Raw genomic sequence first — 14447 nt, 5'->3', positions numbered from 1 at the left:
AAAGAAATTTAAATGATCACAATTGGATTGAATATTATCATTGTAGTTATTTTTAAATATTAAGTAAAATCAACTTGATAAATGAAAGGTTTTTATAGTAAAAAAACATTCCCTTAATATTGTAAGGTCAATATGGCTACCCTTTCACTGTGCTAGAATGCGTCGACAACTAAGCGAGCTTAGCATAGCAAATATGGATGTTTGGCGAGGATCAGGGCTTTGTTTGGAATAAATTTGAACACCTGAGCAAAGTGAATATGACATCAAAAGACGAGTATCAGGTTGATACGAGTAAATATAAGTCGGTCGCATTCTGTAGCCAAAGTGTGGGGTGTTAAGGAGTTTGCTAATTTCCTAACTCGACCGTTGTCACTGTTGCTATTGGTTCCACTACAAAAAGCTCAACATGTCCGAAACCCAATCACACAAATTATAGTCAAATACTGTCACCCAAACCCGAAAACTATAAAAACAGTCAGGTGCGTATTGATTTTATTATGTTTTTACCTTGTTGTTTTTTACAAAAATCAAAAAAAAATTTCAATCCCTTAAAGCTTTCTCCAAAGCTTAATATGTTTTTTTTACATTCCTTTACAAAAAATCACCAAAAAAACTAGCCAAGCTTTTTTTTAACATTATAATTTTAACGGTAAAAATTAAATTAGCTTTTTTACAGGCTAATAATCATAAAAAATAAATAAAACAATATTTTATTTGTAAGGTGGGATGTTATGCAGTATAATCTTGGACAACAGACAACAGACAACAGACAACAGACAACAGACAACAGACAACAGACAACAGACAACAGACAACAGACAACAGACAACAGACATGGCAAACCTATGTCTTAAGTTTATCCAACAATTGCATTAGCCGGTTTTTTACACTTCGCTCGTTTATATCATCAAAATTATCCACCAAATTATTTAAAAAAATCCCGTTGGCATTAGCGCCAGTATTGTTATTGCCGTATTCGCAAGGTTCGCAAGCATTAACGGTACATACTAGCCAAGTGATTCAAGGTAGTGCGCCGTATTTAACGTTTGATGGTGGTAAAACCAAAGTGACCACAACAACGGAGTTATTAGGTATTAAATTATCGGATGGTCGAGAATTCACCCCTACAACCAATAGTTCATCACCCGCAAATCCAATTGAGTTACCTGCAGTGGGTCAAAGCTTTGCTGATATTCAAATGTTAGTCCCGCCATCAACTAATTCTGTAAGTTTAAATGAGTTAGTAACAAACTATAATTATTGGGGCGATGATGATGGCGATGGGCAGGAAGCAGGAGAGATAACCGCAACAGGGAATTTAGCGGTTAGTATTACAGATAAGAATGGTAAAACAGTGAATCGTAGTGAAGTATTAATGATATGTAATGCGCCTTATAAAGTGGTAATAAGTAGCGAAGAGGGTAGTTTAAGTACCCGTTACGGCGTTCCTAATAGTAGTACTTTCACTGGTGACACAGCAACATATTATATCAACCCAAAATCATCACCATTTATTTGCTTTGCAAGACCAGCTTTAAAGAGCTCAGTTGAAACTTGGATACACGGCATTTTTGTTGACCATACTGGTCCGGCTACTGTCTGGAATCCGGATAAAGGTTTCCTTACGCGCTCAGTCACGCCATCGCAATACGGACGAAACTTTCCAACCGCAGGAATTGATGGTGTATATTTTGACTTAGATATAGGTGGAGTTGATGCCAGTCAACTAACGTGGTTACCCGTTACGCATGGGGGAATAACCGCTACTGTAACAAGGGCGTTACCAAATGCAAACGATTATTGGATATCCGATCATTCAGTACCAGTAACGCGTGTTACGCTAAAAGGTCCAGAGGCAAAGAGCCAATGGAACAATCCTCATCCTAGTGCAATTACTAAGCCAAATTTGCCGCAGACATTTGAGTTAGTGGGTAGAGATAGTCGTGGTAATGCAGTAGTGAAATATGGGTTTATATTACAGAAATGGTTTGTCAATGGAGGAATTGTAAATTACAGAACTTATTCTAAAGCAGAAACTTGGTGTCGTGATTTAGGTTATCGTTTGCCACAGGTAAATGAGCTAACTAACGCTGTCTGTTCTGGTTTGTTAGGAAGTCGTTGTCAGGGTGCTGTTGGAGGCAAACCATCATCAAGTGGCAATTATTATCAGCGTCAAATAGGAGCTGGATTATTGGCGGAATGGGGCAACATGATTGATTACCCAGATGCAAAAGAGATAGAATCCTGGACAATTGGAAAATTCGTAGTGGATGCTTATAATGCAACAATAATTGGGGGAAAGAATGAGAATGTGTCGGAAAAACAAACCAGTCCAGTTGTTTGTGTCACGCCTTAGCATTTATCACTGAATCCTGTAGGTCGCAGTTAGGTTTATGAAGCTAACCAAGGACAAACCATCAAAGAACCAAGCCCGCATAAGCCGAGGCGCTGAGCGGGGTATCTAGCAAACTTGTACTTTAATGACGGAAAGTCAAGAAAAATACTTCCCCGACTGACGATGCCTAAGCTGTGAAGAGTTACTCAACATAAACAATTAGACATTATCATAATAAAAATTGAGTAAAATTAGTACCAAAAAAACAGCTATTTTTTAGCTGGTTTTTTTGTATAAATGTCAAACGATTTTTTTATAAAAATATCAAAAAGTGATGATGTGTGATTGTAGTAAGGTGGTTTTTTGTGGCGTATAATTTGGTCTCCAATAAACAACTTTCTAACGTAAAATCAACATGAAATTTAATGTAATTATTGCAGCCTTAATGGCAACCAGTTTATCTTGTGCTGCTGTAGAGCCTGCTCCGCATTGGGATTATGAAGGCGAATTTAAACCCGAAAATTGGGGAAAACTTTCACCTGAATTTTCAACCTGTGAAAACGGCAAAAATCAATCGCCGATCAATATTGAACATGCACTAAAAACCCATCATGATAAACTTAAACTGGTGTTTAAACCCAGCAAGCAAGAAATCATCAACAACGGTCATACCATTCAAATCAATGTTAACGAAGGTAATACCTTAGAAATTGATAATGAAATCTTTACGTTACAACAATTCCATTTTCATGCACCAAGCGAAAATATGATTAAAAGTAAACCCTTTCCGATGGAAGCTCACTTTGTTTATAAAAATGACAATGGTGACTTAACGGTTGTTGGTCTTATGTTTAATAGGGGAAAATCTAACCCCGAATTAGCTAAAGCTTGGAAACATATTCCGACACAAGTAGGAAACACTGCGACATTAAGTCAGTCGGTTAATATTAAGGCATTATTGCCAAATAGATTAGATTTTTACCGCTTTAGCGGCTCACTAACAACACCGCCTTGTACGGAAGGTGTGAGATGGATTATTTTAGAACAAGAAAGTAGCGCATCTGCCAAACAAATTGAAAAATTCCACTCAATCATACATCATGATAACAACCGTCCAATTCAGCCTTTAAATGGTCGTGTGATAGTTAATTAATACTTTTTGGCTCTATCGGTGAAAGCGAATAGAGCCAATAATTAGTGCACTTATCATTTATAACACACTAAAATATATAATGTATTTTTTAATGATTTTTCGTAATTAAACATGATACGCATACCGTATAAAAATTTTGCGCTATCATCAAATAATATTAATATCCTGTCAAAACATGAAAATTCATATAATCAGGGCTGCTTTATTGATTTTATGTTCAGGTGTTTTTTATCTTTATCTTATTTTTAGTGCTTTAGTGTCTTGATAGTCAACACTCATATTCTATAAATACGAGTGGATAGGTTAAACTAATTGACCCAACTATTGTTATATTATTTGAGGAATAAAAGCATGATTATCGGCAAATTAAGGTTAAATCATCAAAGAAAAGTTTCTCCAGCTCAAGAGCAATTGCGCCCACAAATAAACAGCAATACATAACCCAGCACGAATTACAAAACAAGTTAGGTTTGTAATAATGTATTTAATCCACAATCGATCACCTAATATAAGTGATTAATGACTTATATTTTAAAAAAGGTTATATTATTCAACAATAAAAATTGTGTTTTTTATAATTAAAAAGGGATAGTTAACATGAAAGGAAAAATTTTTAGTATTGCCATAATATTATTAGCTGGAGCTTGTCTGCCCCTTTCAGCTAATGCAATTTATGAGATAACTTGCCCTGATTCGGTTCAGGTAAACGCTATCCCCACCGAATTAGAAACATTACCTGAAGGATGGCAAATATCCGAACAAAAAAATCTGTTTTTGCGAGTTGATAGTGGTGAAGTATACCATGGTAAACCAGTGAATTTAGGACAGATGATACCCTTTACAATTACCATTAAAGGTAAAAAATATAAGGATTCATGGAGTGTTGATACCCGTTATGATACACCCAATGATACTGGTTATTGGTTTAATTGTTCTTATTCACGTAATCGGGTTCGCCTGATAAAACACATCGATCCGACCATGAAAACCTGCTGGGTAATCACTTCAAAAGATGCAAAAGATAATACGAAAGTAAAACTAAATTGCGATAAAAAAATATATGAAGGTCCACAATCATACTCTAAACGTGAAAATAAAGTTAGTTTAAGCTCTAACATCGGATAAAGTTAGATAGCAAAAATAGCCTTGCTTTGGATAGTTAATAGCCTAATGCATTTAACTTAATAAAACGATATTAACTATTAGAAATCATTGCTTTTTTATAAGATTAAGAAGGAATAGCAAACATGAAAGGTAAAATTTTAAGTCTAGCAGCAATTGTCGTAATGGGGGGGAGTCTTTGCCGTTCAGCTAATGCAAATCAAGAGATAGTTTGTCCCGAATCGGTAAAAATAAAATATGCTAAACCTGAACTACAAGTTGTGCCTGAAGGCTGGGAAGTGTCTGAAAAAGGCTATGATATGAATAAAATTAATGGTTTAATCTTGCCAGAAGATATCGCTCACACCAGTTCTCTTATTCGACTAAATCAAGTGGAAGTATATTCAGGAAAATCAACTGACTCAGCAAAACGAATAAAACCCAAGCCCGCAACGATAAATGGGAAAAAATATAAGGCAGTTTGGTTGTTAGAGAGCAGTGATGATACTAATAATCAACTGAGCTTTTGGGCTAGCTGTAATTATAACTACAATAACGAAGTACAATTGACAAAGCCTATTGATACATCACTGAAAACTTGTTGGGCAGTTGACACCCAAGATCAGCATCAAGGAACACTTGCTAAATTAGTGTGTAGTACTGAAAAAGCAAAATAAATTAATATTAGTTTGGATATTTCGGGGATATGTTCACATTTCCCACAAAGGTTATACCTCAATAAAGACAGTAAAAGGTAGTCGTTTGTGACTGCCTTTTACTTTTGTCGGAGATTGGCGTTTTATATAGTCCTTTATCACACTTATAACCATATTGGAGCAAGTGATATAAATAATGAAAATCTGGTTTGGTTAAATCGTTATATAGATTGTTTCTCTATATGTTGATTTATAAAATCAATGACAGGTTGCCAAATTTCTTGTTCGGGTGCTTGATAATCCCATAAAGGTGTAACCAACTCATCTAATATTTGCAATTTAGCGAGAAAATTTTTTGAATAGGTTTGACGTTGTTCATCTGACATGGCTAGCAACCTTTCTGACGAAATGTATTTGCGCTTTTGCCGTGGGTTTTCAATAAAATTGCCTAAACTACATAATTCTTTCTCATTTTCACATTCTGAATAGGAAAAGGGATAAGTTTGTTCTACTTGTTCAAAAGCATCTGCAATTTGCAGTAAATTTACTGCTTTCATTGCCGGTACAACATATTTTGCTGTAGCATAATTCCATAAAAGATTACACCAACCATCACTTTGCCAATGACTAATGGTATGAATGACAACAAAAGCATAGAAAGCATTTCGATCCAGTTTTGTGCTTAGCTCTGATTCGCAAGGGATACACTCATAAATCTTATCAAAGAACGCGATGACATCTTCAAAATCAGATAGCTTTTGATTCTGAGTTAACATATTAATTGTTATCATATTATTTCCTTATCCTAATTTATTTGCATTTTAACATATTTGAAAAGCAATGAAATGCTATCTTAACAGCAGTCTTAAAACTGTGCTGTTTATAGTATAACTAAACATTTGGTTTTATAATACATCTTACAGATGATTATAGAATAATAGAACAGTCTTTGAGGCATGTTATTGCTTGGTTTTGTGTGCTTTTGTGGTTTTAAAGAATCTTACTGAATATTGAAGTGGTGGTGTTGGCGGGAGTTGAATTATTTTATGTTGAATTGATTAAAAAATAAGAATATTTTAATTTTTTCGTAGTCAAATTCATGTGCCAATGAGCTAATATTTATAATACTTTTGTTTTTATGCGTAATGCAAAAAAATATGAAATCGTTTATTCTATGAAAAATGATACCGTTAATCAGGGAATAAGGATGCAAATCTTCTCGAATAAAAGTCAAAAATTAACTATTTTAAAAGAAAAACCATTCAGACTAGAAAAAGAGATCCAATCATTATTTGAGCATAATTTAGATATTATTGGTAATTTAACCTTTGTAAAATCTGAATTTAAAATTAAAGATTACCGTATTGACACCTTAGCTTATGATACCGAAGCGAATGCATTTGTCATTATTGAATATAAACGTGAACGTAATTTTAGTGTTATCGATCAGGGAGTGACCTATTTAAATCTTATGCTTGATTATCAGGCTGATTTTATTGTCGAGTATAATGAATCTTGTCAAGAGAATTTAAAACGTAATCAAATTGACTGGTCACAAAGTAAAATTATTTTTGTTTCTCCTTCCTTTACTGACTACCAAAAACAGTCGACGAACTTTAAAGATTTAGCGATAGAACTGTGGGAAATTAAACGGTTTGATAACGACTTAATTTTGATTAACCCGATCAAACGTTCTAAGTCAGCACCAAGTATTAAGCAAGTACAACATACAAAAGATTCCGTATTAGATAAAGTGACTAAAGGATTTGTTGTATATGATGAAGATTACCATTTAAATAATAAATCTGATGATGTACTTGAACTTTACGAAAGCTTTAAAAATGCGATTTTAGCTTTATCGACAGAGCTGGACATCTCACCTAAAAAACTTTATGTTGCTTTTAAACAAGGCAAAAATAATATCGTATCCATTCATTTACAAAATAAATCATTAAAAATCTGGATTAATGCCAAAAGAGGCAATCTTGATGATCCTAAAAAGTTAACAAAAGACGTTTCAAATGTTGGTCATTGGGCAACTGGTGATTATGAGTTAACTGTATCTGATACCAAAAACTTAGAATATATTATGAGTTTGGTAAAACAGATGTTGTGAGAAGCAGAACTCTATATTAGGAATAAAAAATACTATGTGGAAGAATATAAGTACTTATTTAAATAAAAACCGATTTTTGAACACACCATTATGTATATTTTTTTGTTTTATAATACTTTATTTTATATTTAATCAATATTATTTTATTGCTGAAGTTATTTTTTATATCCCTACTACTATTTATATTGTTACGCATTATAAACGATTACTATCTCGTATAAAAAAATGGATATTACTTGGTTTTGGTGTATTATTCTTTTTTTCCCGCATTTATGCTGAAAAGTCATTAAGCTATATTTATGGCATCCATCCGGAGTATTTAAATTACTCAGTTAGTATATATGCGACGTTAGTTGCATTGTATCTTGGTATTATCTTAATTTTTCTATATTATTTTGTTTCTTATGAAATAAAATCTTATTGGTGGGGCTTTCTTAGTTTTTTTACCTCTAAGTATCAGAGAAATACACAATCACTTGAATTTTGCTTTGCTCGATTTGTGATGATAGGTATGTTTAGCCTAATTATGCCATTATCTTATGCAGAAGATTTGTTGAGGGATTATTGTATTATCGCTGATGCTTACCCTGTTTCTGACTGTGGGGAAAAATATAAGGACGTTGTTTATATTAGAAAAAACAATGCGCAATGTTATTCGATTAAGTTAACAATTCCACCTGTATTTAATATTGTTGAAGCAGAGAAATAAACTTAGCTATTAATAAATAAGTCGATATAACAAAATGACTTAATAGGATTAAGCTCTTTTTTATCGTTATTTACCTATAGCGGTGGTGGAAGCGACATTTAAAACGATTAAACGGAGTTTATAAAGGTCAATTCCTCATCTCGGCTATGGAGTTATAACATTCTTTTTCTGCATATGCATATTGGTATAATAATAACAGAGTTATATTCGTCGTTAGGCTACTTGCCTACAGTTGAGTTTAAAAAACAGACAGCTCTTAATTTTTTGATTGAATATATGTTGCCATTTCAGAATTTAAAAGAGCTTAATATAACAAGGAGAATAAAATGTTTAGTGCATTACATCCATATAATAATAAGCTAATTTCTTATACGGAATACCTAAAATTTGCATTAGATCATAATTTTCAAAAACCTAATGATGCGCCAGGTGCTCGCTGTCCTGTTTGTGAAAGGCATCTGAAAGTCAGAGCAGGAAAACAAAAGGATGATGGGCATTTTTATCACAATGATGAATATTATTGCCCAACAAAAGAAGCAAATAAAAGATCCTACGGTAACTTGCCAATAACAAAACAAAACGCAGAAATACGACAAAAAAACCTTAATTTTGCTAAAGAAAATATAGGTAAAATTTGGGAAAGGTTGAAAGAAATTGTTCCATTCTTTGACTTTTCAGAGTTTTTGTCAATTCTTAATGAAGCAAAAAAACTCAATATTTACGAATATACAAATCTTAATCCTCAACTCTTACCCTATGTTTATGTAACCCTAATAAACTATTTGCCAAGTAAAAGTTATAATAAACAACGAAAATTAAAGTTTTGCTTTTTCTATGAAGCGAGAATTAATACTTATGAGGATTTATGGATTAATCAAGGTGCATTTTCTCGCTTAGTTAGGATCTCATATAAAAATGGTAGTACACAAAAAGTAACTATAATTGAAACAAATACTGATTACCTATCAAAAGAGCAAGTTATTTTAAGTGAAAAACAGCTAGAATTTTTGAAAAAAAAAGTATAATTATGAATAAATAGCCCTATATAGGGGCTTTATTAACGCTCATATCTAATTTTTATAAACCCGTTTTTCCCACGCCAAATCATTAATTCTTTGAATTGCGCTATATAAGTTGAGCGTTATAGGCTAGTCTTACTTTGTTTTTATTGTTATGTGCTAATACTACTTCAATCATATCGGGTTTAAATTTGGCTTCGTTCATTGATGGTAATAGCGATAGAGCGTAAGCCATGTGCTACTAGCTGACCTCCGTAGCCTATACGCTTGCGGCGTTAGTTTTTTGGGGATTAAGTGGTTCATTATGTTTAATACGGTTAGGAGACACATATTCACTATTACTCCCTAGTAGTTTTTGTGCTAATAACCTTAAAGTTTCATTGGATAAGCGCACATTGTGGGCTTTTGGGGCTTTCATTTGTTCAGTAGAGATATGCTTTTTCCCAATAAATATCAAAATGTTTAAGTATCAAGTTAATAATGATTATGTTAATTGGTTGAATTTCGTGAAAGAAAATGCATTTAAGGCTGGTATGCCATTGAGGGCAGAACTTCTTAATTTAGTTTATGATTCAAACGATGAATTGGGCTGTAAAGCAGAAAAGGAAAGCTTAGGTTACAATTCATCGCGATTACATCCAGATATTTATATGGATGAGTTATTAGTTGGAATGCGAACTATTAATCAAGTTTTAGCGCATATTATGAAAAAACTTGATATTTATGATGAATTTAAATTAGATACATCTGAATTGTATGTTAAGTAAAAATTTATTTATAAATTTAACTTAATGCGGATGACAAAGGACTAAGTGGTGGAGCTGGCGGGAGTTGAACCCGCGTCCGAAATCTCTACATCCTCGGTACTACATGCGTAGTTTGTTTTTGAATTTCATCTACCCGCTGCGAACAAACACGCCACTGATAAACTAGCTTGATTAAATTTAATGCTTCCGCCCCAAGCAAGGCTTCCACACGATCTCGTTTGGGTTTGACTCCTCTTGATCCCCGTCCTACGAGAGGAGGCTAGGGAGAGAAGGCTCTATACAGGTTATTAAGCTGCTAGTGCGTAGTTTTCGTCGTTTGCGACTATTTTTTTGCGGTTTATTTACGAGGCCTACCGCACCTCGGCATGCACCTTGGGTTTCGCAAATCCCGTCGAATCCAGAATCAGCCCCAATTGTGAATTGTACCTAAGCACAATATCAGGGCATTATAGGTGAATTCAAGATGGAATACAAGTTAGGCAAGAACTGAGTTAGCCCGATTTTTGAGCGGAGTATATCGCGATCGTTTTAGGCTTGCTATTTAATCAAAATTTACCCATTTTAATTTTGTAAAAAAGTTTCAGGTAACTATGTGTTTCAGTATAAAAATAAAGTTTGTAACAGTTAAATTAGGTTTCGGAATTAATCGCGTTATTTACTGTAATTTGAGAAACGAATGTTATAAGTTATAAATAGATATAAAAAAACAAAACTAATGCCAAATCACAGATAGGCGATATGGCGTTGATATCATAAAGAAAAATCACCGCTACAATGTTTCAGACGTTTGACCATATATAACGTGCTAAAAAAGCCTGATTTCAAGCTATATTTTTGTAAAAAATATTCAGGATTCTATACCGTTTCGCGGTTATTTGAGAATTTGCAGTCTCTATTTATTAGATCGTGTAATAACCATGGTATCAATCAAACATTCACAAAAACTGCCTGCTAATAAATGAATGGGCAAGCTGAAAGCGATAAGGGCTTTAATGAAGATGTGATATTTGCTTTTCAGGTTATATTTTTTTGTAAAAAATATTCAGGATTCTATACCGTTTCGCGGTTATTTGAGAATTTGCAGTCTCTATTTATTAGATCGTGTAATAACCATGGTATCAATCAAACATTCACAAAACCCGCCTGCTAACAAATGAATAGGCAAGCTGAAAGCGATAAGGGCTTTAATGAAGATGTGATGTTTGCTTTTCAGGTTATATTTTTTTGTAAAAAATATTCAGGATTCTATACCGTTTCGTGATCCATTGCGACTTTGCAGTATTTATTTATTAGATCGCGTAATAACCATGGTATTAATCAAACATCCATAAAACCTGCCTGCTAACAAATGAATGGGCAAGCTGAAAGCGATAAGGGCTTTAATGAAGATATGATGTTTGCTTTTCAGGTTATATTTTTTTGTAAAAAATATTCAGGATTCTATACCGTTTCGTGATCCATTGCGACTTTGCAGTATTTATTAGATCGCGTAATAACCATGGTATCAATCAAACATTCACAAAACCTGCCTGCTAATAAATGAATAGGCAAACTGAAAGCGATAAGGGCTTTAGTGAAGATGTGATGTTTGCTTTTCAGGTTATATTTTTTGTAAAAAATATTCAGGATTCTATACCGTTTCGTGATCCATTGCGACTTTGCAGTATTTATTAGATCGTGTAATAACCATGGTATCAATCAAATATTCACAAAACCTGCCAGCTAATAAATGAATAGGCAAGTTGAAAGCATAGGGATTTTTATGGTGATGTGGCATAACCACGTTTTTTACAAATTAGGTATATGACAGTCTGATCATTTTGTATTTTGATTAATGTGAATGAGCAAGTTTTATAATATTTATAACTATTTTTAAATATTTAAAAAAATAATTTGTATTTAAAATCAAATTGTTAGTTGTTTTTGCTTAAATATATAAAAAATATATGAAATTAAATTGAACTTTTTGCCGTTTAATCTGTCTATATTAACAGATTACGTTTTTCATTTTTTGCCTTCCACTCGAATATTCGAGTGGATTTTTTTTGTCTTATCTTTTCCCCTCTAAAGCAATTTATTAAATCCTCTATTTATTATTAACCGTTGGCGCTAGTTTTTTTATTATTTTTGCTAGAAATCATTTGCGCTTATATAGGCAGAAAGATAGTATGGCTAAAATTTTGGTTATTTAAATAGCGCTTTTTATTCGTTATCAAGCTTTTACAAAAAATTGTTTAAAACTATTTTGAGTATCATTATTTTTAATAATAGATTAGGCAATAAGCTGTGCTTGGCTTGCGAAATCGTTATGTGAGCAGAGAGAATTATTATGTTATTTTCAAGCAGGACACAAGGACACTTAATTGCCTTAATGACAGTGTTTCTTTGGGGAACAACATTTATCGCAACTAAGATATTATTAATTGATTTTAAACCGGTTGAGATCTTGTTTTTTCGATTTGGACTTGGTTATCTAACTCTTTGGATATTATCGCCACGTTTTTTGGCTTGGCAGGGCGTTAAGCAAGAGTGTATGTTTTTATGCGTCGGGCTTTGTGGGGTAACTTGTTACTTTTTGTGTGAAAATATTGCATTAACTTATACAACGGCGTCTAATGTTGGAGTGATTACCACGTTAGCACCAATATTTACTGCAATATTATCGATATTCTTTTTGAAGGCCGAAACACCACCTAAACGCTTTTATATTGGGTGTTTATTTGCAATTGTAGGCGTTGGATTAATTAGTTTTAATGGGCAGTTTGTGCTTTCGCTAAATCCCCTTGGTGATCTGCTGACTATGTTAGCTTGTTTGTTTTGGGCTTGTTATTCAATTTTAGTAAAAAAGAGTAGCAATTATGGTTACAATACAATTTTATTAACAAGAAGATTCTTTTTTTATGGTTTGATGTTGATGCTTCCTGTATTGCCATTCTTTGACTTTCAATGGGATTTATCACGTTTTACCAATACTGTTAACCTTTGTAATTTTTTGTTTTTGGGTGTTGGCGCTTCGGCAATTTGCTTTGCATCTTGGAATTATGCCGTTAAATTAGTAGGAGCAGTTAAAATTAGTATTTATTTATATTTGGTTCCGATTCTTACTATTATCGCTGCCGTTGTGATTTTGCATGAGCCGTTTACTTGGATTGCCGCTATTGGGACATTGTTTACGCTTTGTGGCGTGTTATTATCAGAAGGCAAAATCAGCGTAAAAAGAAAATAAGCCGTTTTTGCTAAATTGAATATGAACAGGCGCATTAGCGCCTGTTTGATCATTTTTTAAAACATTTTGGTATTACGAATCGAATGGCTGCATTTTTTTATCAATGGCATCCATGATAACTTTACCCAAATGTTCATAATTTTCATCGAAATGGTGTCCACCGGGTAATTTAAATGTTTCTCCTTTCATTTCTGGTTGTAAGCATCCAGTATCATCTATTTCTTCTTCACCATAAATACAAAATAGTTTGCTGGCAGGAATGTTATTGACTTCTGGAGCTGTTTTCATTTCGTTACCCGATTGACCAAGCCAACCACTGATTTCAATTTCAAAATTAGCATTTTTTGAAAATGCGATCATCACAATGGCTTGAACGCTATTTTGATCTGCGCTTGATAAACGGTTGTAAAGTGCAGGTAATATATCTCCGCCAAATGAATACCCAGCAAGCACAAAACGGGTTGTTCCCCATTTTTCACGATATTGTTGCATTAAGTAAGCAAGATCTTTTGCACTACGTTCAACCGAACGATGTTGCCAAAATAGTTTTAATGCATCAACCCCCACTACCGAATAACCGTGGGAAGCCATATACTCGGCTGATACCTTATCTAAATCACGCCAGCCACCATCACCCGAATAATAAAGCGTAACCGTATTAGGGTGAACTTCTTTGCTAGTTGCGGGTAATTCAATAACGGGTAGCTGTTCATGTTTGCCAAATAAAATCGACGCAAGGTGTATACTCAGTAGTTCAACTGGCGAAGCCTGATATTCTCCAATTGCCGTTGTAACAGCGATTTTTTTTTGCTCACGAGGAAATACAGCCACTTCTTCTTCGGGAGGATTATTCCAAATTACTTGCCATGTTCCGTGGTTTGCTTGTGTTGGTAGCGGATCATCACAATCTTTATGATCGAGAGTGAATTCAATTGATAGCGCTTTAGCATCATCACTTTGTTGTTCGGCTAACCAACGGTATGCAAAAGCTGCCCCTTCTTGCATACCTGCGACAGCAAAATTGGACTCGTCTAATACTTTTACGGCTTGTTTAAACCGATTTTTTTGTTCGGCACAGCTTGCCTGTGGCTTTAATTCAAACTGAACCAGTTTTGCGCCCGTTTTTTCTGATAAGTTTAATAGTTGTTGTTCTGTAAAATGATTATCTTTGGTGGCTACAATCACAGCAGCTGCTTCAGCAGTTTGTTTAGGACTTGCCGATATAATAGACAGATCATTGTTGATAGTGATGACGTTTACTGATGCACTGCTTTGGTTTTTTCTCAGATACCAACCAACCAAGCCCAGCAAGGTTATGAGGAGCATGATAATTAAAAATAAAATACAACGTATGATTTTTTTCAT

At 33.8% G+C, this 14447-nt stretch carries 12 protein-coding genes and 1 other RNA gene; 9 read left to right on the top strand and 4 right to left on the bottom strand.

Features of this window, described 5'->3' with window-relative positions:
* Positions 1–943 precede the first annotated feature (943 nt).
* From A9G24_RS02430 to A9G24_RS02415, 4 genes are all read left to right on the top strand, one after another.
* Entirely contained in the window at positions 944–2356 is a 1413-nt protein-coding gene (locus tag A9G24_RS02430) for a hypothetical protein (RefSeq protein WP_141673035.1), read from the top strand.
* Between the two features lie 394 nt (positions 2357–2750).
* Complete coding sequence (locus tag A9G24_RS02425; protein ID WP_065637609.1) at positions 2751–3488, top strand: carbonic anhydrase; 738 nt, start codon at positions 2751–2753, stop codon at positions 3486–3488.
* A gap of 597 nt (positions 3489–4085) precedes the next feature.
* On the top strand, positions 4086–4613 hold the full coding sequence (locus A9G24_RS02420; protein WP_065637608.1) for an STY0301 family protein: 528 nt from the start codon (positions 4086–4088) through the stop codon (positions 4611–4613).
* A gap of 122 nt (positions 4614–4735) precedes the next feature.
* Positions 4736–5266, top strand: coding sequence for an STY0301 family protein (locus tag A9G24_RS02415; protein ID WP_065637607.1), 531 nt, complete (start codon positions 4736–4738; stop codon positions 5264–5266).
* 200 nt (positions 5267–5466) lie between these two features.
* Here A9G24_RS02415 and A9G24_RS02410 read toward each other — a convergent pair whose 3' ends face one another.
* Positions 5467–6036: a hypothetical protein gene (locus tag A9G24_RS02410; RefSeq protein WP_065637606.1), complete on the bottom strand. Its 570-nt coding sequence runs from the start codon at positions 6034–6036 to the stop codon at positions 5467–5469.
* 416 nt (positions 6037–6452) lie between these two features.
* On the opposite strand from A9G24_RS02410, the gene A9G24_RS02405 reads away from it, so the two are divergent.
* The 3 genes from A9G24_RS02405 to A9G24_RS02395 all read left to right on the top strand — a co-directional run bounded on the left by A9G24_RS02405 (position 6453) and on the right by A9G24_RS02395 (position 9095).
* A complete protein-coding gene (locus A9G24_RS02405; RefSeq protein ID WP_065637649.1) occupies positions 6453–7361 on the top strand; it encodes a DUF5655 domain-containing protein in 909 nt (302 codons plus the stop codon).
* Positions 7362–7395: 34 nt separating this feature from the next.
* Positions 7396–8070 (top strand): hypothetical protein, encoded by a 675-nt coding sequence (locus A9G24_RS02400; RefSeq protein WP_065637605.1) that lies wholly within the window; start codon positions 7396–7398, stop codon positions 8068–8070.
* A 326-nt stretch (positions 8071–8396) separates the two neighbouring features.
* Positions 8397–9095, top strand: a complete 699-nt coding sequence (locus A9G24_RS02395; protein WP_065637604.1) for a hypothetical protein — start codon at positions 8397–8399, stop codon at positions 9093–9095.
* Positions 9096–9195: 100 nt separating this feature from the next.
* On the opposite strand, the gene A9G24_RS13125 is transcribed toward A9G24_RS02395, so the two are convergent.
* Positions 9196–9324, bottom strand: coding sequence for a hypothetical protein (locus A9G24_RS13125; RefSeq protein ID WP_255307220.1), 129 nt, complete (start codon positions 9322–9324; stop codon positions 9196–9198).
* Positions 9325–9622: 298 nt separating this feature from the next.
* Here A9G24_RS13125 and A9G24_RS02390 point away from each other — a divergent pair, with 298 nt between their 5' ends.
* The gene (locus tag A9G24_RS02390; protein WP_141673034.1) at positions 9623–9856 is read left to right on the top strand and encodes a hypothetical protein; all 234 of its coding nucleotides are present in this window, start codon (positions 9623–9625) and stop codon (positions 9854–9856) included.
* 46 nt (positions 9857–9902) lie between these two features.
* Here the strand turns inward: A9G24_RS02390 and ssrA are convergent.
* Positions 9903–10267, bottom strand: a transfer-messenger RNA (tmRNA) gene (gene ssrA, locus A9G24_RS02385).
* 1918 nt (positions 10268–12185) lie between these two features.
* On the opposite strand from ssrA, the gene A9G24_RS02380 reads away from it, so the two are divergent.
* Positions 12186–13082, top strand: coding sequence for a DMT family transporter (locus A9G24_RS02380; RefSeq protein ID WP_065637602.1), 897 nt, complete (start codon positions 12186–12188; stop codon positions 13080–13082).
* Positions 13083–13154: 72 nt separating this feature from the next.
* Here the strand turns inward: A9G24_RS02380 and A9G24_RS02375 are convergent, their stop codons facing one another.
* Complete coding sequence (locus tag A9G24_RS02375; protein ID WP_081303049.1) at positions 13155–14447, bottom strand: virulence factor family protein; 1293 nt, start codon at positions 14445–14447, stop codon at positions 13155–13157.

It is taken from the genome of Gilliamella sp. App6-5 (assembly GCF_001690525.1).
Lineage (GTDB): Bacteria > Pseudomonadota > Gammaproteobacteria > Enterobacterales > Orbaceae > Gilliamella > Gilliamella apicola_H.
The sequence above is the reverse complement of the archived record's forward strand: the minus strand, read 5'-3'. Positions and strand labels throughout refer to the sequence as shown.

Excerpts from the sequence above, each read along its gene's own strand:
- A9G24_RS02425 (WP_065637609.1), top strand. The coding sequence starts at position 2,751 with ATGAAATTTAATGTAATTATTGCAGCCTTAATGGCAACCAGTTTATCT.
- A9G24_RS02420 (WP_065637608.1), top strand. The coding sequence starts at position 4,086 with ATGAAAGGAAAAATTTTTAGTATTGCCATAATATTATTAGCTGGAGCT.
- A9G24_RS02415 (WP_065637607.1), top strand. The coding sequence starts at position 4,736 with ATGAAAGGTAAAATTTTAAGTCTAGCAGCAATTGTCGTAATGGGGGGG.
- A9G24_RS02410 (WP_065637606.1), bottom strand. The coding sequence starts at position 6,036 with ATGATAACAATTAATATGTTAACTCAGAATCAAAAGCTATCTGATTTT.
- A9G24_RS02405 (WP_065637649.1), top strand. The coding sequence starts at position 6,453 with ATGCAAATCTTCTCGAATAAAAGTCAAAAATTAACTATTTTAAAAGAA.
- A9G24_RS02400 (WP_065637605.1), top strand. The coding sequence starts at position 7,396 with ATGTGGAAGAATATAAGTACTTATTTAAATAAAAACCGATTTTTGAAC.
- A9G24_RS02395 (WP_065637604.1), top strand. The coding sequence starts at position 8,397 with ATGTTTAGTGCATTACATCCATATAATAATAAGCTAATTTCTTATACG.
- A9G24_RS13125 (WP_255307220.1), bottom strand. The coding sequence starts at position 9,324 with ATGGCTTACGCTCTATCGCTATTACCATCAATGAACGAAGCCAAATTT.
- A9G24_RS02390 (WP_141673034.1), top strand. The coding sequence starts at position 9,623 with ATGCCATTGAGGGCAGAACTTCTTAATTTAGTTTATGATTCAAACGAT.
- A9G24_RS02380 (WP_065637602.1), top strand. The coding sequence starts at position 12,186 with ATGTTATTTTCAAGCAGGACACAAGGACACTTAATTGCCTTAATGACA.
- A9G24_RS02375 (WP_081303049.1), bottom strand. The coding sequence starts at position 14,447 with ATGAAAAAAATCATACGTTGTATTTTATTTTTAATTATCATGCTCCTC.